This window comes from Luteibacter pinisoli, from assembly GCF_006385595.1.
Taxonomy (GTDB): Bacteria; Pseudomonadota; Gammaproteobacteria; order Xanthomonadales; family Rhodanobacteraceae; genus Luteibacter; species Luteibacter pinisoli.
In genome coordinates this window covers 47,393-64,860 of the sequence record NZ_CP041046.1, presented here as the reverse complement: position 1 = coordinate 64,860, position 17,468 = coordinate 47,393, and the positions used below count along the sequence as shown (strand labels likewise).

General features: G+C 62.2%; 20 protein-coding genes. 9 read left to right on the top strand and 11 right to left on the bottom strand.

What is annotated here, in order from left to right; translation table 11 throughout:
- The first annotated feature begins 58 nt into the window (after nucleotides 1-58).
- Nucleotides 59-988: a pyridoxamine 5'-phosphate oxidase family protein gene (locus FIV34_RS00315; protein WP_139978525.1), complete on the top strand. Its 930-nt coding sequence runs from the start codon at nucleotides 59-61 to the stop codon at nucleotides 986-988.
- Here FIV34_RS00315 and FIV34_RS00310 read toward each other — a convergent pair.
- A complete protein-coding gene (locus FIV34_RS00310; RefSeq protein ID WP_139978523.1) occupies nucleotides 966-1,973 on the bottom strand; it encodes a zinc-dependent alcohol dehydrogenase family protein in 1,008 nt (335 codons plus the stop codon). The genes FIV34_RS00315 and FIV34_RS00310 overlap by 23 nt on opposite strands.
- 112 nt (nucleotides 1,974-2,085) lie before the next feature.
- On the opposite strand from FIV34_RS00310, the gene FIV34_RS00305 reads away from it, so the two are divergent.
- Nucleotides 2,086-2,922, top strand: a complete 837-nt coding sequence (locus FIV34_RS00305; protein WP_211352679.1) for a LysR family transcriptional regulator — start codon at nucleotides 2,086-2,088, stop codon at nucleotides 2,920-2,922.
- A gap of 18 nt (nucleotides 2,923-2,940) precedes the next feature.
- Here FIV34_RS00305 and FIV34_RS00300 read toward each other — a convergent pair whose 3' ends face one another.
- Both FIV34_RS00300 and FIV34_RS00295 read right to left on the bottom strand, forming a co-directional pair.
- The gene (locus FIV34_RS00300; protein WP_139978519.1) at nucleotides 2,941-3,384 is read right to left on the bottom strand and encodes a DUF4265 domain-containing protein; all 444 of its coding nucleotides are present in this window, start codon (nucleotides 3,382-3,384) and stop codon (nucleotides 2,941-2,943) included.
- Nucleotides 3,385-3,465: 81 nt separating this feature from the next.
- Nucleotides 3,466-4,359, bottom strand: a complete 894-nt coding sequence (locus FIV34_RS00295; protein WP_139978517.1) for a LysR family transcriptional regulator — start codon at nucleotides 4,357-4,359, stop codon at nucleotides 3,466-3,468.
- Nucleotides 4,360-4,520: 161 nt separating this feature from the next.
- On the opposite strand from FIV34_RS00295, the gene FIV34_RS00290 reads away from it, so the two are divergent.
- The 5 genes from FIV34_RS00290 to FIV34_RS00270 all read left to right on the top strand — a co-directional run bounded on the left by FIV34_RS00290 (nucleotide 4,521) and on the right by FIV34_RS00270 (nucleotide 9,387).
- Nucleotides 4,521-5,309 carry an enoyl-CoA hydratase/isomerase family protein gene (locus tag FIV34_RS00290; protein WP_139978515.1) on the top strand — a complete coding sequence of 263 codons (789 nt, stop codon included), beginning with the start codon at nucleotides 4,521-4,523 and terminating at the stop codon, nucleotides 5,307-5,309.
- 36 nt (nucleotides 5,310-5,345) lie between these two features.
- Nucleotides 5,346-6,326, top strand: coding sequence for an alpha/beta fold hydrolase (locus FIV34_RS00285; protein WP_139978514.1), 981 nt, complete (start codon nucleotides 5,346-5,348; stop codon nucleotides 6,324-6,326).
- Nucleotides 6,323-7,024: an FMN-dependent NADH-azoreductase gene (locus tag FIV34_RS00280; RefSeq protein WP_139978512.1), complete on the top strand. Its 702-nt coding sequence runs from the start codon at nucleotides 6,323-6,325 to the stop codon at nucleotides 7,022-7,024. The genes FIV34_RS00285 and FIV34_RS00280 overlap by 4 nt, the downstream gene beginning before the upstream one ends.
- A 21-nt stretch (nucleotides 7,025-7,045) precedes the next feature.
- Complete coding sequence (locus FIV34_RS00275) at nucleotides 7,046-8,152, top strand: epoxide hydrolase family protein (protein ID WP_139978510.1); 1,107 nt, start codon at nucleotides 7,046-7,048, stop codon at nucleotides 8,150-8,152.
- Between the two features lie 200 nt (nucleotides 8,153-8,352).
- Entirely contained in the window at nucleotides 8,353-9,387 is a 1,035-nt protein-coding gene (locus FIV34_RS00270) for an acyltransferase family protein (RefSeq protein WP_246058706.1), read from the top strand.
- A 31-nt stretch (nucleotides 9,388-9,418) separates the two neighbouring features.
- Here FIV34_RS00270 and FIV34_RS00265 read toward each other — a convergent pair whose 3' ends face one another.
- Nucleotides 9,419-11,311, bottom strand: a complete 1,893-nt coding sequence (locus FIV34_RS00265; protein WP_246058705.1) for a CocE/NonD family hydrolase — start codon at nucleotides 11,309-11,311, stop codon at nucleotides 9,419-9,421.
- A gap of 45 nt (nucleotides 11,312-11,356) precedes the next feature.
- Entirely contained in the window at nucleotides 11,357-11,674 is a 318-nt protein-coding gene (locus tag FIV34_RS00260) for an EthD family reductase (protein WP_139978504.1), read from the bottom strand.
- A gap of 208 nt (nucleotides 11,675-11,882) precedes the next feature.
- Between FIV34_RS00260 and FIV34_RS00255 the strand changes: the two genes are divergently transcribed.
- The gene (locus FIV34_RS00255; protein WP_139978502.1) at nucleotides 11,883-12,740 is read left to right on the top strand and encodes a LysR family transcriptional regulator; all 858 of its coding nucleotides are present in this window, start codon (nucleotides 11,883-11,885) and stop codon (nucleotides 12,738-12,740) included.
- Nucleotides 12,741-12,772: 32 nt separating this feature from the next.
- On the opposite strand, the gene FIV34_RS00250 is transcribed toward FIV34_RS00255, so the two are convergent.
- Both FIV34_RS00250 and FIV34_RS00245 read right to left on the bottom strand, forming a co-directional pair.
- The gene (locus FIV34_RS00250) at nucleotides 12,773-12,994 is read right to left on the bottom strand and encodes a helix-turn-helix domain-containing protein (RefSeq protein ID WP_139978500.1); all 222 of its coding nucleotides are present in this window, start codon (nucleotides 12,992-12,994) and stop codon (nucleotides 12,773-12,775) included.
- A gap of 8 nt (nucleotides 12,995-13,002) precedes the next feature.
- Nucleotides 13,003-13,500: a DUF2975 domain-containing protein gene (locus FIV34_RS00245; RefSeq protein WP_139978499.1), complete on the bottom strand. Its 498-nt coding sequence runs from the start codon at nucleotides 13,498-13,500 to the stop codon at nucleotides 13,003-13,005.
- Between the two features lie 125 nt (nucleotides 13,501-13,625).
- Between FIV34_RS00245 and FIV34_RS00240 the strand changes: the two genes are divergently transcribed.
- Nucleotides 13,626-14,954, top strand: coding sequence for a pepsin/retropepsin-like aspartic protease family protein (locus FIV34_RS00240; RefSeq protein ID WP_139978497.1), 1,329 nt, complete (start codon nucleotides 13,626-13,628; stop codon nucleotides 14,952-14,954).
- On the opposite strand, the gene FIV34_RS00235 is transcribed toward FIV34_RS00240, so the two are convergent.
- Genes FIV34_RS00235 through FIV34_RS00220 form a run of 4 tightly spaced genes read right to left on the bottom strand, consistent with a single transcriptional unit; the run spans nucleotide 14,941 to nucleotide 17,467 of the window.
- A complete protein-coding gene (locus tag FIV34_RS00235) occupies nucleotides 14,941-15,252 on the bottom strand; it encodes an EthD family reductase (protein WP_211352677.1) in 312 nt (103 codons plus the stop codon). The two genes, FIV34_RS00240 and FIV34_RS00235, sit on opposite strands and share 14 nt — an antisense overlap.
- Nucleotides 15,249-16,028, bottom strand: coding sequence for an SDR family oxidoreductase (locus tag FIV34_RS00230; RefSeq protein WP_211352676.1), 780 nt, complete (start codon nucleotides 16,026-16,028; stop codon nucleotides 15,249-15,251). Before FIV34_RS00230 ends, FIV34_RS00235 begins: the two co-directional genes overlap by 4 nt.
- Nucleotides 16,029-16,034: 6 nt before the next feature.
- Entirely contained in the window at nucleotides 16,035-16,565 is a 531-nt protein-coding gene (locus FIV34_RS00225) for a VOC family protein (RefSeq protein ID WP_139978495.1), read from the bottom strand.
- Nucleotides 16,566-16,618: 53 nt separating this feature from the next.
- Nucleotides 16,619-17,467 carry an alpha/beta fold hydrolase gene (locus FIV34_RS00220; protein ID WP_139978493.1) on the bottom strand — a complete coding sequence of 283 codons (849 nt, stop codon included), beginning with the start codon at nucleotides 17,465-17,467 and terminating at the stop codon, nucleotides 16,619-16,621.
- Nucleotide 17,468 lies beyond the last annotated feature (1 nt).

Genomic DNA, 17,468 nt, shown 5'->3' with positions numbered 1-17,468 from the left:
CGGTTCCCGATCACCGAGCCGACCGAGAGAATACGAACACGACAAAGAGGTTCTGGGCATGCGCGAACATCGACAGTTCCATGACGGCGAGCGCGCGGTGCAGCGACGTGCCGGCGAGGAGGCTATCGCCGACCATCGAATCGGGCTCATCCACGACAGCGTCATCGGTGGCGCGCGTCCCTTTATCGCTGCGCAATTCATGGTCGCGCTCGGTAGCGTCGATCCCGCCGGGCGGGTATGGGCGTCTATCCTTTTCGGAAAGCCTGGGTTTGCGCACACCCAGGACGGCAGCGTGATCGAGATCGATATTCCGGCTAGCCGCCGCGACGTTGACGACCCGCTGTGGGGAAATATCCAGGCCAACAAACCTCTAGGCATCCTGTTCATTGAACTGGGCTCGCGGCGACGCTATCGCGTGAATGGGCTGGTGTCCCGCCTGGATGACGAGCGCATATGGATCAGCGTCCGTGAGGCGTTTCCCAACTGCCCGAAGTACATTCAACGACGTCACCTTCGGTCGCTGGATGCGCCGGACGGAATATCACAGTCGGTGACGGGCTCGACCCTCTGTGGCACGGTCGAAGACATCGTCAGGAGTGCCGACACGTTCTTCCTCGCAAGCCACCACGTAGCGGACGGTGCTGACGTCTCTCACCGTGGTGGCGATCGCGGGTTTATCCACGTTGTGGACAAGGGCACACTGCGCTTCCCGGATTATCCAGGGAACAGCCTCTACAACACGCTGGGTAACCTGCAGGTGGATCCGAGAGCGGGTATCTGCATCCCCGATTTCGTCAACGGACGCCTTCTCCAGCTCACGGGCACGGCGTCACTTGAGTGGGATCAGATCGACCCGGGTGACGAGTCGGGAGGTACACGTCGCTTTGTCACGTTCACTGTGGGGGGCTGGATCCTCCGGGATGCGATGCCGAAGGCCGCCTGGGAGTACGGCGATAGTTCACCGTTCAATCCTCCCGTGGTGCCATGACCACCACCTTGCCACCCGCACGCCCACTCTCCACCAGGTTCAGCGCGGCGTTACCTTCCGCCAGCTCGAAGCGCTGGGCCGACAACACCGGGCGCAGCTTCCCTTCATCGGCGAGCTTCGTGGCTTCGGCCATGATCTCGCCGTGGTGTTCGCGGCCCTTGCCGGTAAGCAGCGGCATCAGGGTGAAAACACCGGAGTAAGTCGCTGCGCGGAAGGACAGCGGTGCGAGTGCATGCGTGCCCCAGCCGAGACTGCTGACGACGTGACCACCGTAACGACGTGCGGCGATGAACGCGGCGTCGAGTGTGGCGCCGCCGAGCGTGTCGTAGACCACATCAAAGCCTTCGCCGCCAGTGTGCGTATCGACAACGTCAGCCATCGGCGCGTCGCGATCAATCCACGTCGCACCCAGGCCGGTGATGATGTCCTTCTGCGCCTGGCTGCCGGTGGCGAACACGCGCGCACCACGGGCCACGGCGAGCTGCACCGCCATGCTGCCGACGCCACCCGCGCCAGCGATGACGAGCACGGACTGGCCGGCCTGCACCCTGGCGCGGTCGACCAGGCCTTCCCATGCGGTGATGAAGACGAGCGGCAAGGCGGCTGCTTCAACCAGCGGCATGGCAGACGGTGCATGGGCAAGGAGGCGCGCATCGACCGCGGCGTACTGGGCGAGCGAGCCCTGCACGCCGGCGACGCCACCGGTCATGCCGTACACGGCGTCGCCCGCCTTGAAGCCTTCCACGCCCTGGCCGACGGCTTCCACCCGGCCGGCCATGTCGATGCCGAGGATGGCCGGGGCCGGCTGGCGGGCATGGCCGCCCTGGCCAGCGCGGATCTTGCCGTCGAGCGGGTTGAGGCCGGCGGCGGCGATGCGGACCAGGACTTCGCCCGGGCCAGCGACCGGGCGGTCGACGGTCACGAGGCTGAGGGGCTGGCCAGCGGCCTCAAGGCGCAGGGCGGACATCGTGGCATGCGTGTTCATGGGCATTCTCCGAAGGCGACGGCGCCGCCAATGGGGCTACGTTAGGCCATGCCCTGACGCATGGGAACGCCACAAATTGCACGAAAGGCATGCATAAATGCATGATTCATCCATGGAATGGAGCGACCTGAAAATCTTCCTTGCCGTCGCCCGCGGGGGCACCCTCGGCGCCGCCGCCCGCGACCTTGGCCAGACCCAGCCCACCATGGGCCGGCGGATCCGGGCGCTGGAGGAGGCGTTGGGCACGACGCTGTTCCAGCGTACCAGTGAAGGATTCGTGCTCACCGACGAAGGGGCCGCCGTCCTGGCACACGCCGAACGGATGGAAGCCGAAGCCCTCGGCATCGCCCGGGCGGCGAGTGGGCAAGTCGGCGCGCTCGACGGCGTGTTGCGCGTGTCGTCGTCGGACTGGTTCGGTGCACACGTGCTCACCCAGGCGATAGCGGCCCTCGGCGTGCGCCATCCGGCCATCGTCGTCGAGCTGATCACCGATGCGCGCCTGTTGAGCCTTGCACGACGCGAAGCGGATCTGGTCTTCCGGATCACGCCCTTCGACGAACCGGACATCGCCCAACGGCGACTGATGACCATGCCCTATGCGGCATACACCGCGACAGGCAGCACAGCGCTCGATCGTGTCGTCACGATGGACACCGCTTTCGGCGGCATGCCCGATGTCGCCTGGCTGCGCCAACAACTTCCGGATGCGAGAGTGGCCTTTCGCAGTAACAGCCGTGAGGCACAGGCGCGGGCGTGCGCACACGGCATGGGGATTGCGGTGTTGCCCTGCCCGTTAGGTGATGCGACGCACGGCATCGAGCGGATCGACCTGGGTGAAGCGCCGCCGGGGCGGGACGTGTGGCTGGGGTATCACCGGGATTTGCGGCATTTGCCGAGGTTGCGGGCGTTTGTGGAGGAAGTGTTGGCCATTCCGGTCGCAGCCACGTGAGGCCAAAGCGGCCTCACGTCAATCACCGAATCTCAGGATGGGTTCCTCATAATCCAGAACACCTTTCGCTGCTTCGCCGCCGAGAAAAACCTGAACGTTCGGAACCGCGCTATTCGGAACGGATGCCGCGATAAGTTTCCGATCGGCCCAGCACTCGATCTGGCAACCGAGATTCAGCAGATCCCGAGCGATGCGATCTTTTTCATCTGCGAAGAACAGGACTATCCGCATCAAGGAACACGGTGTTTCACGAGCGACGTGCCGGAGCCAAAGTACGCCTTCTCTCGCATCCACCGAGACGACATCCCCGATGTTTGCATCCGTCGCGAAGAACGGGATGTTGTCCAGCGTGAAGAAACCTTCCATGGGTCCGGGTAACGCCCACACCGATTCCGAGCCGATGCCGGGATAGCCATCGTCGTCCTGCTCTATGTGCAAAAACACCTTGACCCGGTCTTCCATCACTTAGCGTCCCTACTTGGCTCGGTACGTATAGGAAGTCTTTTCACGCGGAAGAAAAGTCGCGATCAGCGGGAACAGGCGCTAGCTCACGCTCCTTGTCTCCAACAGATGGCGGAGAAGCCATTGCGCCGCTGGTCCCAGGCGGGGTTCCATGAGATACGCGCAGCTCATGACAAACCGGAGAGGTGGCTCGAAATCCTCGGGCCAAACGACCTTCAGGCGCCCATGCGCGATGTCGTCCTCCACCATGTGCAACGGCATGGTGCCCCATCCAAGTCCGGCCAACAGCATCGCATGCTTGACGCCCAGATCGGCGAGCCGCCAGTTTCGTGCCGAGAGCACGCCAAGGTCAGGATTCGAGTCCGGAACCGAACCGTCGGTCAGCACCAGCTGCACGTGCTGCTGGAGCGCATGGGTGTTGATCGGCCCCTCCACGGCTGCGAGCGGGTGTTCCGATGAGACGACGGGCACCAGCTCCATAGTGAAAACGGGAAAGCTCTTCATCGCGCCGTCCGTGTAGATGGCGGGGAACAAGCCGATCATGGACGTCCCGTCGAGCACCATCTGCGCGGGAACGCCGAGATTCCGAACACAGATGCGCGGAGGGACCGTCGGGAACTGCTGGGCGAACACCTTCAGTGCGGTCAGAAGCATCGGCATCGGGAACATCGAATTCACGACGATGGACACTTCGCCCTCGAGCCCACTGGCAAGGCTCTCCGCCGACTCCTTGAAGGTATCCGCCTCCTGGGCGATGCGCCGCGCGCGTACCAGCAGGATGCGTCCTGCGTCGGTGAGCGTGGGTCGATACGCCGACCGATCGAAGAGAGGCAGGCCGATCTGTGCCTCAAGCTTCTGGATCCCGTAAGTGACTGCGGAGCGTGCGCGGTTAAGCCTTTTCGCGGCGACTGTGAAACTCCCCTCGTCAACGACGGTGAGGAAGATCTGGATTTGATCAAGTGTGAGCGCATCCATGTTCGAAATTATAGGCAGAGACCGCCTACTTTTCTCCAGTTTTTTCGTGTGGACGGCCGCCCAATAATTGAACGGCAAGCTTCCCGATCAGCCCTGCCAGCGGCAGGACACGGGGGGTCATCTCACCACAATCCGACGTCGCTTTAGCGAAGGAGTCAAAAATGAGTTCGTTCCGTTTCGACCAGCATGGACCTATCGGCAAGCTGATCCTGGTCGGGGATGCCGACAGCCCGCCGGGTGCTGACTTCCCATCATCGTTGCGTGCCGCCGTTCATGCAGCGCAGGAGAGCGACATTCGCGTGCTCCATCTGACGTCCGAGTCCGGCAACTTCGCCGTGGCGGACGATCTGGGCGTAATCGGCGAACACGGGTCGAAGTTCCTCGAAGCCTTCGCCGCCGATATCTTCGCCTCCTTTCGCATGATCGAGGAACTGCCCTTCCCGACTGTCGCCTCGGTGGGCGGCATGGCACTTGGGGGTGGATTCGAGATGCTGCTCGCTTTCGACTTCCTGGTCGTGACGGACTCGGCGGTGCTCCTCTTTCCGGAAGTTTCCGCTGGCCAATTTCCCCTGGCTGGCGGCGTGCAGCGCCTGGCCAATCGAATCGGGAGTGCCCGCGCGACACGCCTGGTCCTCCTCTCGGAACCCATCGCCGGCAAGACGGCCGTCGATCTGGGCATCGCGACCCATGCCGCGGCCGACGGCGAGCTGGAGAAGGTCGCTGACGGGCTCGTCGAGCACCTGGCGACCGGCCCGACCCTCTCCTATGGCAAGGCAAGCGCGCTCATTCGCACATGGTCGTCCGGTGGCGTGACGGCGGCGGACGCCATCACCACCCAGCTCGCCAAGGGCATCCTTGACACCAAGGACGGTGCGGAAGGGATGGCTATAGCGGTAGCCGCGGTGCGCAAGCACCAGCCGGTTCCGAAGATCGAATTCTCCGGCCGATAAGGCCACGACCTGGACTACCGGAAGATGGAAAATCTTATGTCGTTCAAAGATCGCGATAGCTCAATCAAGCAGACCTTCATCGAGACCAACGGCGTCACGCTCAATGTGGTTGAGCAGGGGGAAGGTCCGGCGGTGCTTTTCGTGCACGGTTTCCCCGGAGGATGGCGGGATTGGCGCCGCCAGATGGCCGCTGTAGCGGCGGCTGGCTTTCGCGCAATCGCGCTCGATACGCGCGGCTACGGCGAAACGTCGAAGCCCGACGATCCAGCGCTTTACACGATTTTTTATCACGTCGGGGATCTCGTCGGCATCCTGGCAAAACTAGAGATCAAGCGGGCAACGCTCGTCGGCCATGACTTCGGAGCCTCAGTGGCCTGGAACGCGGCGATGATGCGTCCGGATATCTTCGACGGCGTCTTCGGTCTTGCCGTTCCGCCCGTCCTTCCCAGTGACGGGCCGAGCATGTGGCAGATGCTCAGGGCCTCTGGCAAGGAAGACGCCTTCTACATGTTCCAGCACAGGAAACCGGAGGCTGACCAGGAATGGGCGGATGCGTCCACGACCTATCCTGGTGCGCTGTACTGGATGTCGGGCCTCCCCGATCCGTCTGAAGGCTGGACGCCTATGGACCCGAGCAGGACCATGCAGCGCCCATCGCCGACTGGCATTCCGCCCTTCGCTGACCGCGACGACGCCGAGATCATGATCGCGGGCTTTCAGCGCGATGGCTTCCACGGACCGCTCAATATCTATCGCGCCATGGAGCCGTACTTCGACCAGGCAAAAGCATTTGTCGGGAAGACGATTGAACAGCCGGCCTTCTTCGCATTCGGCACCGAAGACGGCATGCTCAAAATGCGAGGTGGCGTGAAGAAGGAGGACCTGATGGCGAGGCTCCCGAACCTCCACGAGCTTCTTCCGCTCGACGGCGTCGGGCATTGGCCCCAGCTCGAAGCGCCCGAGGCCGTGAATGCGGCGCTCCTCGGCTTTCTCGCGAACGTGGCACCCGCCCCATGAGCACTATCTTCCGTCTCGATTCGAGCATCCGCGCTGTCGGCTCGCAGAGCCGGGCGGTGGCTTCCACGCTTGAGGATGCTGTCCGGGAACAGGTCGGACAACTGGACGTCATCCGGCGGGATGTGGGTGTTTTCCCGCTGCCTGCAACGGCGTGGGCGTTCGCCACGCAGGCTCTGGCGCTGGGCGTGCACTCCGCGCCGAAAGCCCGGGGCGAAAGGACGGCCGACGAGACGACGGCAATGGCCCTGGCGACCGACCTGGCCGACGAAATGCTCGCCGCCGACGCCTACCTCTTCGCCGTCCCACTCTACAATTACGGCGTCTCGCAACACGCCAAGGCATGGATTGACCTATTGATCACGGAGCCGCGCTTCAGCGTCAAGGTACCGTCGCCCATCGCCGGGCGTCCTGCCTATCTGGTAGTGGCGCGTGGTGGTGCCTACGGACCTGGCACGCCAAGGGAAGGATGGGATCACGCGACACCCTGGCTTAGGCGCATCTTCGAAGACGTCTGGGGCTTGAATCTCACGCTCATCGAAGTCGAGTTGACCCTCGCCGATGTGAACCCCGAGATGGCATCACTGCGCGACCTCGCAGCTGCTAGTCTCGGGCAGGCGCACGCCGCCGCGAGGCACGCGGGCGAACAGCTGGCGAAGCAATGGATGGCATCGCCGGCGCACGCGTCGACGCCGGCGTAGACAGCCCACGGATATTCGACGATGAGCACGCGATTCCAGATTCCCATCGACCCGCGAGGCGTGGCGACGCTCATGGATCGGCTTGCCGATACGCGGTGGGCCGATGCGGTCGTCGACGACTGGTCCCAGGGGACCGAACGGCGTTTCCTCGAGGATCTCGTCCGGTTCTGGCGTACCGACTACGACTGGTCCGAGCGCGTCCGTTCATTAAACCGCCTGCCGCATTTCAAGGCGCAGATCGGTGGCTGCGGGATTCACTATCTGCATTTCAGGTCCGGACGCGAAGGCGCCGTACCGCTGATGCTTCTGAACGGGTGGCCATCCAGCTTCATCGAATACGGGAAGATCGTCCCAATACTGATGGCCGGCGCGATCCCGTTCGATATCGTCATACCGACCATGCCGGGTTTCGGGTTTTCCGATCGTCCCCATCAGCCCTATGAATTCGAGTATGCCTCGCTCTTCCCGGAGCTGATGACTTCGCTCGGCTATGGCCGCTTCGCCGTGGCGGGCACGGATATCGGTTCGGGAACGGCCACGCGCATCGCGATCGCGCACCCGGATCGTGTGCTGGCCCTCCATGTTTCCACGGTTGCACCCAAGCCTCGGGGAGGGCGAGCACCGACACAGGCGGAATCCGACTATGACGCTCGCGTTGCCGTCTGGCAGCGCGATGAGGGAGGGTATCAGGCACTTCAGAGTTCGCGCCCACAGACGCTTGCGTTTGCCCTCGCAGATAGCCCGGTCGGACTTGCGTCATGGATCGTGGAGAAGTTCCGGGCCTGGTCGGACTGCGACGGGGACGTCCTGTCCGTCTGGCCGACGGAGACCCTGCTCGACACGATCATGATCTACTGGACGACAAACACGATCGGCTCGTCGATTCGCTACTATTTCGATGCGGCACGCCTCCGTCCCCCGCTTCGGGTTAGTGACTATGTATCCGCCCCGACCGCGGTCGCCATGTGGCCGCGTGATCTCGTACTCGCCCCCCGCGAGCTCGCCGAGGAGCTCTACAACGTCAAGCGGTACACCCTGATGGCAAGGGGTGGCCACTTCCCGGCTTGGGAAGCTGCGGACCTCTACGCCGAGGACCTGGGCGCGATGGCGAAGCTCGTCACGTCGTAGCGACAACCCAGCTGTTGGCCTACGACACCGGCCGCTGCATGCCCTAGAGTGGATGGTTCGTACCGTTATAGAACACACGGCAAGGCATGACCCACTCGCTATTCCCGGACATCCGGGCACCCCAACCTGCCCGCCAGCACTTCCCCGCCCTGGACGGGCTGCGCGGTGTCGCGGCGCTTGCCGTGGTGGTGTTCCATTTCATGGAAATGGTCATCGGCAATTACAGCCAGCTGTTCATCGGCCACGGCTGGCTGGCGGTGGATTTCTTCTTTTGCCTTTCCGGCTTCGTCATCGGCTACGCCTACGACGACCGCATCGGTTCGATGGGGCTGCTGACGTTCGCGAGGGTGCGGCTCATCCGCCTGCATCCGATGGTGGTGTTTGGTTCCGTACTGGGACTCATCGCGCTGTACGCGGATCCCTTCCGCGCCACGCCGCTCAACCTGAGTCCCGGCCAGGTCAGCCTGATCTTCCTGGCATCGGTCTTCCTGATTCCCTACCCGGCCATGCAGGAGCGCAGCTTCTGCCTCTTCAGCCTGAACTCGCCGGCATGGTCCCTGTTCTGGGAATACATCGCGAATATCGTCTATGCGCTGTTCCTTTGCCGACTGGGACGCCGCGGGCTGGTCGTTGCCACGGTGGTGGCGGCCGCCATCCTCTGCGCCGTCGGTTACACGCAGGGGAACCTGTGGGCGGGCTTCAACGGCGAGACGTTCTGGGTCGGCGCGGCGCGCGTGAACTTCTCGTTCCTTGCCGGGCTACTGGTTTATCGGTCCGGGTTACTGATCCGGACGCGGCTGGGATTCACCGTACCGGCCGTACTGCTTGCCCTCGCACTGATGACGCCTTATGCCACCGGTGGGTGGATTCGCGAAGCCGTCGTGATCATGCTCGTGTTTCCCGCCCTGGTGATGATTGGCGCGGGCGTGACACTCAACGAGCGTTCGAAACGCTTCTGCAAGCTCGCCGGGGATATCTCGTATCCGTTGTATACGACGCACTATGCGGTCATCTATGCGTTCGGCAATTACGTCGACACGAGGCATCCGAGTGCGACACAGCTGTCACTCGTTATCGGCGGTGGCGTGATTGGTACCGTTGCCTTTGCTTACATCGTGATGCGGTGCTATGACATTCCGCTACGCGCCTATCTTGGTCACTTGATGCGATTCCCAGAAGGCGGCTTCGCTACGCCATCAGGTAGGCCTCGGCATCGCACCGACCATTCCAACTAGCTGTTGGCATCGGCTACGTTAGGGCCCGCGCTTACTCATGGATAGCGGTTGACGATGGCACGATCGGCAGGAGGACGGCACTCATGCCTTGCATCCCATGCTCGATCGATACAGTCGCCGGACGGTAGTCGCCGGGCTTGGCGAAGAATATGTTTGGAACGTATGTCTGAGGGTTTCGGTCGTAGAGCGGAAATAGCGACGACTGCAGCTGCACCATGATGCGGTGCCCCGGTACAAAGGTGTAATTCACCGTCGGCAAGCGGAATCTGTATTCCTGCACTGCGCCCGAAGGGATTGCGGTCGGATGTTCAAAGCTTCGTCGATATCTTCCCCTGAAGATTGCCAGGCTTATGGGAAGCTGGTATCCGGAGAGCTCGGGTGCGTCGGTGTCGTTCGATGGATACACATCGATGATCTTAACTACGACATCCGTATCGCTACCGGTAGTACTCAAAAAGATGTCGGCGAAAGGCGCTCCCTGAATGCGCACAGCCGCGTCCAGGATCGGCGTCTGATAGCTCAGCACGTCGGGCCGGGTGGATACAAAGCGCTGATCCTGAAGCAGCCACGTTGACCAGCTTGCGTGGTCCCCCATCCGCACCGGAAGAGGCTCGAACGGTACCGGCTTACGTGGATCGGATACGTAGCTGTCGCGGCCGCTTGCCGGACGGCTTCGCGCCAGACCGCGATCCGGCTGAAGATACATGGGCGTGAGCTGGTCAGGACTTGCGCCCGGCCAATCGGTGAATCGTTCCCATTGATCTTCCGCTGGGTTGTAGATAATCACATGGGGCGTAGGATGCGATGGCTTGCGGTCGCGTAAGTACGTGTCGAAGAACGGCAACAGCACCTCGCGGCGAAAATAGTCAGCGGTGTCGCCACTCCACTTCAATGGACCGAGTGCATCGGCACGGCCGTTGATCTGGCTGTGATTCCAAGGCCCCATGGCAAGGTGATTGCTCGCCGCCATGCCCTTCGCCTTCAGTGCCTCCCAACAATGGACGGCCCCGTATATGTCTTCTTGATCCCACAATCCCTGCAGCCACAACGTCGGAACGGAGGAAGGGTGTGCGGCGATGATCTTGTCGAGCGCCTGCCCCTGCCAGAGCGCATCGTAGGAGGGATGGGTCGACAGGCGTTGCCACCACGGAAGGCGGTCGATGCCGTGGGCCACGGCATAGGCTCCAGCCGAGCCAGCATCCAACATCTCCTGATAGTCGTCCCGACCCTTGCGAGGAATGGATTCGCCCTCGCCTTTTGCGCTGGTCTGCTTCGCGAAGTAATCGAACATTTTCTGTCGAAACGCACCGTACTGGAACCAATCATCGCCCATCCAACCATCGATCATCGGACTTTCGGGCGCCGCTACCCTCATTGCCGGATGCGGATGCAGCAGTGCCATAACGACGGCCCAGCCATCGTAGGACGAGCCAATCATGCCAACCCGAGCATTACTTTCCGGGACGTTCTTCACGAGCCAATCGATGGTGTCGTAGGCGTCGGTTGTGTCGTCTGTCGTCGTCGGGTTGAGTGGGCCTATCGGAGGACGGGTCATCACGTACGCGCCTTCGGATCCGTACTTTCCACGCATATCCTGGGCGACAAGGATGTAACCGTTGTCAGCCCATATGCGATCTCCCGGCAAAAGTCGATCACGAAGCCTGGTGCTATTGCCTGACAGGAAGGAACTCGCGCCATAGGGTGTCCGCTCGAGCAACATCGGCGCGGCGGCGGATCCTTGAGGGATCACGATCACTGTGTGAAGCTTCACGCCGTCGCGCATCGGGATCATCACCTCCCTCTTTACGAAGTCTCGGTCGCTGGCGGTTTGTTGCCAATCCTCCGGAATATCGCTACCGATCTGGACTTCGCTTACCTGTGCTACCTGCGCTTCCGCGGCGTGTAAGAACAGCAGTAGAGCCATGGCGGAAAATATCCTGGAAGACATTCGTGTGCCCCGCTATGGTTGTCAAAGAGGTACGGCATGGACGCGTATGGGCAACAAGTCGGTGAACTTGATCACATCCGCCATCACGAACGGTGCTTCTGGCGACGCGAAAGCGGTATGGACGGCTGTCTCGTTACGAAAGACGCACTCGCATATGCATCGAGTTCCAGTGTGAGAGCGGGAAGGGAAGTAGGCCGTGGCACCCAGTAAACCGTACTTCTTCCAGGCACGCAAAACGAGAGGAAGATGGGTTTCTTCATAATAGGCGCGATCAAAACGATCGCTCGGTTCACCTACGTAGGTTACGTAGATCACAATGCGCCGATCGTCATTCGACATATATGGTTCTCCCTCCCATAGCCGTGGATTCGATGCCGCCATGATGCGCCGGCTTCGCATATCTGAGGACTGCCATTTCTGTAGGTTCCTCTTACATTTATGCACAAGCCCGGAGCCGCATACGAGCGAGGTTTCCGATGACCAAATCAGCTTGCCGACCGGACTTAGCTGTTGCATATTTCCTCTACTTTCCGACTAAGGCACTCGCATGGAATGGAGCGACGTCCGCATATTCCTTTCGGTGCTTAGGAGCGGGTCCTATGGTGAAGCCGCACGTCGTCTCGGGGTAAGCCACCCGACCGTGGGGCGGCGTATCAAGGTGCTGGAAAACGAGGCAGGGCAGGCGCTTTTCCGGCGCACCTCTGATGGGCTTGTGCTCACCGATGCCGGCGACGGCATCGTGGCCACCGCGGAGGCGATGGAGCAATCCGCGCTGTCGATGGAGCGTCGGCTTCTGGGGAACCACGAGCGCCTGGAGGGTGTTCTACGTATCGGATGCGCCGAATGGTTCGCCAGCCACGTTCTCGCCTCAGTGTTCATGGAGCTGGTTAGCCAGCATCCCGCCGTCGTGCCCGAGGTTATCGCGGGCTACCGCCTGTCGGATCTCGCTCGTCGCGATGTGGACGTCGCGTTCCGCCTTGTCCCGTTCACCGAGCCAGATGTCGTCCAGCGCCGCCTGATGACCATGCACTACGGGCTTTACGGTTCACCCACGACCGTACAACGCATGACCGACGATCCGGCGTCCGTCGGTCTCATCTTCATGAATGAAGCGCAGTCCCATTTCCCCGATGTTGCGTGGATGCAGGAACACTTTCCCGGGGCTCGTCGCACGTTTTCCAGCACCAGCCGGTCGGTCCAGGCGCAGATGTGCCTCCGAGGTGCTGGCCTGGCGGTCCTGCCGCGCCCGTTGGGAGACGCCACTGCGGGCTTGCTGCGCATCGACGTCGGCGAACCGCCGCCCAACCGGGAGATTTGGGTGGGGTACCACCAGGACCTTAGGCGGATGGACAGGCTGCGCGCGTTGATCCAGCTAACGGACACGATGCTCTCGAACAGCGAGTGAGGCCTCATGCGCCGCGGCCGATCAGGGCAACGTCATGAATCCTCGGGCGCGTCCGGGTCGTAGACCAGGATGTCGCCGGGCTGGCAGTCCAGGTACGCGCAGATAGCTGCGAGGGTCGCGAAGCGGATGCCGCGCACCTTGCCGGACTTCAATAGCGAAAGATTGCTTTCCGTGATCCCCACGTGCGCCGCAAGGTCGCGCGAGCGCACCTTGCGCAGGGCCAACATCAGATCCAGGCGAACGACGATTCCCATGGGGCGCCTTACACAATGCCGCGGCTGTCTTCTTCGAGGCGCTGTGCCTCGTCGAACAGGCGCGCAATGAAGAACAGGATTCCTGCGACGGCCAGGGACAGCACGCGCGCATTGTCGATGCCGACCGTGACCAGGCCATGGCCTCCATGCGCGAGCAGTAAGCCCAGCTGCACCATCGGCGGCAATAACAGATCCGCAACAATGGACAGCAGGTACAGCAGTGCGAAACGACGGAATCTTTGCGTCGTCGACCGTGCGAACAGCTCACCAGCTTCAACCGCACGCAACATCGCCGCCAGGGCGACCAGGCTCAGGACGGCAAGCAAAACCACGGCCGAGCTGGTGATGACGTTCCAAACGTAAGGCAGCTCGGCCCCGCTCACCCGAATGATGCCATTGTCAGGCAGGGCGATTCCGCTGACCACCATCAGCGCCAGCAAGGCACCCGACGCGCACGTCGCCCGACGCAGCCGCCGGGCACGGCGCTGTAAAAGTTGAGTTTTCATTGTGGGATGGCTATTGTTTTCTGTAAAACAGCAATTACTATCTAGTTGACGAATACTAGCCGAGGCGTGGCCCACGAGCAACTGCGGCCCGACGGCGCCCCCCCCCGTCCCACGAGGTCCCTCTTTTGAAGACACATTCCTTCCGCCATCTCATGGCTGTGCTTGCCTGCGCGGGTATGTCCGGTGCCATGGCTGGCCAGGCCGATCCGGTAGCCCAGACCGAGGCAGCGCTCGACGCCTGGCGCATGGATGACGTACGCGCCCTGTTACCAACGCTGCCCGACAACGCCGAGGGCAACTATGTGAGAGGGCTCGTAGCCAATCGCATGAACGACATCGAAGCATCGACGCGCTTTCTGCAGCTCGCGCTACCGGAGCTTGAGCGGACGCATTCACCGCGGGCGGCTAACGCGTTGCTGACCCTATCCGACGATTTCCAGAAAACCTCATCGTATGCGGATCAAGCAAAGGCACTGCGCGAAGCCCTGGAGCATCACGCGAAAGACTTAGGTTCCGATGCCGTGCGCGGCGTAACGGATGTCCTGGCCCTGGCAAGCGCACTCAGCGACTCACCGGCTCAGACAATAACCTTCTCGGGCCCCTCCCGACTGCCCATCCGACGCAATCCCCTCGGGACATTGGATGTCGACGCCGTGGCGAACGGCATCGAGGGGTCGTGGATGTTGGATTCCGGCGCGAACTATCCGGTGGTCAGTGAGACATTCGCCAAGCGCCTCGGCCTCTCGGTCAAGGGTGCGATCGGAGGGATCGGCTCAAGCACCGGCGTCACGGTCCAGAGCAAGGTAGCGATCGTCAGGGAAATCCGCCTGGGCACTGCGACGCTCCGCAATGTAGCCGTGCTCGTGGTCAGCGACGAGCTTTTGCACATCAAACTTCCCACCAAGGAACACCAGATTTCGGCTGCCCTCGGCTTCCCCGTCTTCCAGGCGCTCGGTCAGATCACCTTTCATGGTGACAAGGCCATCTCGATTGGCGCCGCATCCGGTCCCATGGAGGGCGGCGTCCAGATCTACATGGACGGCCTGACGCCGACCGTCATGGCCTCTACGGCAGGGGAGACGGTGCCCCTCGTACTGGACACAGGTGCCAGCGCTACCAGCCTGTCTTCTGCCTATTGGATGACGGTCAAGGATCGCGCGGGCGCCTGGCCTCGCTCACGACAGGCTTCGGGTGGTATGGGCGGGGCGCAAAGCTTCGACACGGTGACCCAGCCTGAGCTGAAGCTCGTCCTTGGCAAGGATGACGTCACGCTCAGGAACGTACGGATCGAGACGGCAAGCCGGTCTGGGCCGGGTGGCCCCCCCATGTTTGGCACGCTGGGCCAGGACGCCTGGGCGGGCGCCGCTGGCTTCACGCTCGATTTCCGCTACATGCGTTTCCGGGTCGACCACGACGGATGGACGCCTGGAAAGATCCCGGTCAGAACTCCGTGAACAGGCTGCGGAGTACGACGGTCGCATCGGTGAAGTTTTTCACATCGTCCATCACGTGCTGCGTTGCAGGGCTCGCTAGTGCGTCGTGTACACCTTGCTCCGAGGAGAAGGTGTACACACCCATGGATATCCAGCTACCGCCTTCGGCGTGCGGGAAGAACGCTTCCGCCGATTGAAGTCCATGCGCCTCCCAGCACGATTTGGCCAGGGCGAAGTGCTCGTTCGCGTAGTAATTCCGGTCGAATCGCACGTCAGCGTTACCCGTGCAGATCACTATCATCTTCGTCGTCTTGCTCACGCGCTGATACCGCCATCGACAAGGATGCCCGAGCCGGTGATATAGGCAGCCCCCGGCCCGACGAGAAAGGCGACGGCATGGGCCACCTCGCGGGTCTTTCCATAGCGGGGGATGGAGAGGCTCGGGAGAATCGAAGCCGCGAGTGGGCCCCCGGCAGGGTTCATGTCCGTGTCGATAGGGCCCGGGCGAACCAGATTGACGGTAATGGCACGAGACCCCAGCTCACGGGCGAGACCGCGCGTGAAGCTTTCCATCGCGGACTTGGTCGCTGCATAGACCGCAATGCCGGCGAACGGCACGGCCAGCCCCGCGTTGCTGCCGATCGTGACGATGCGTCCGCCGTCCGGTATGTGTTTCAGTGCTGCCTGCGTGGTGACGAACACGCCGCGCACGTTGACGTTGAGCTGCAGGTTCATCTCTTCGACCGACTGGTCAAGAAAGGGGCCCGCGATAAGGACACCCGCGTTGTTGACCAGGATGTCGAGACTGCCCAGGTCGGCGACAGTCCGTTCGACCGCAGCGATCGAGGCTTCAGGGCTCGCAGCGTCCGCCTGGATGGCGATGGCATGGCGGCCCAAAGCGCGAATCCCGGCGACGATGGCTTCGGCCTTGTCGGCTGACTTTTCATAGGTGATAGCGACATCCGCGCCGTCTTCGGCCAACTTCAACGCGATGGCTGCACCGATGCCGCGCGCGGCGCCGGTAACTAGCGCCCGCTTACCGGCCAAGGGGAGCGACATATCGTTCATTTCATTTTTCCTGTGGATCATTTCCATGGTTTCTCAGCCCTCGTCCTGCCACCGGCGCAAATCCGTCTGATCGTGGTAGGGCATCCGATCCGGCGTGGTGATGAATTCCATCGTCGTGCCCCACGGCATCCGGCAATAGCAAACCTTGTTGCCCGGGCCTTTTTCCGTCGCATAGGGAATGGCGCGAGGTGCCGTGAGCGGCTCGCCACCCGCTTTCTCGAACCGCGCCACGGACGCGTCGATGTCGTCGGTATAAAGCGCGAAGTGGGTAATGCCGAAGTCGCTGGCACGGATGGGTTGAGCCTGTTCCGGTCCATGCATTTCGAACAGTTCGATGTCGGGACCGGTCCCGATCTTCACCATCGCCTGTGCGCGCACGACGGTGCCGGGATAGGCACCTACCGCCCGCTCGAACTCAGAGCCCTGTCGCGGCGGATCCTGCGGTCCGAACGACTGGTACAGGAGATCGGCGCCGAAGGCCGCGATCAGGAACGCTTTCGCTGCCTCGACATCTGGAACGGTGATGCCGACGTGATTGACGCCGCGGATTTCAGGTGCAGACATGATGGTCTCCGTTTGATTTTTTCAGTTTTGAGCGCAAGGTTTTGAGTCGCGAATCATCTGGACCCAAGAAACGTAATCAGCGCCGCGGCAACGTCATCGGGCCGCTCATCCGCGACATAGTGACCGCACCGCTCGATCGAGCCGCCTGATACGTTGCTCGCGAACTCCCGGAGCATGGGCACCATCCGCGGTCCAAACCGCCGATCTCCGCCCAGGGCAAGAACGGGTATGTCGAGCGGCTGCTTCTTGTATTCCAGCGCCGCGGCGTGATCGGCGGCGAGCGTGCGATACCACTCCATACCGCCGCGTGTCCGCCCGGGAAGCGCCATGGTCTTCGCGAAGATATCGATATCCGCCAGGTCGAAGCTGCTGTGGTCGTAGAACCGCTCTGCCATGAAAGCCGCGACATAGTCGTATTCCCGACCGTGGATCATGCGTTCGGGCAGGTCACGATTCATATGGAAGGAGAAGTGCGAAAGCGTTGCGATGGTCTCCTCCCACGCGCTCCAACCTGGAAGGGGAACATCGAGCACCGCAAGGTGAGTGACTGCGTCCCGGAACAACGCCGCTTGCGGGAGCGCGACCATGCCTCCGATATCGTGTCCGCACACCGCGTAGCGGTCATGGCCGAGCGACCGCATGACCTCATGTGCGTCGCGCGCCATTGTGGCTTTGTCGTAGCCGTCGAGTGGACAATCGGAAAATCCGGCACCTCGCAGGTCCATGGCGACCACGCTGAAATGCCTGGCGAGTAGCGGCATCACGTGATGCCATTCCCACCAGGTCTCAGGCCAGCCGTGGAGCAGGAGGATAGGCGGGCCTTCGCCCCCGGTGACGGCGTTGATCTTTATACCGTTCACCGGAACCAGTTGTTGGGTGAAGCCCGCTAGCGTGGGATACATC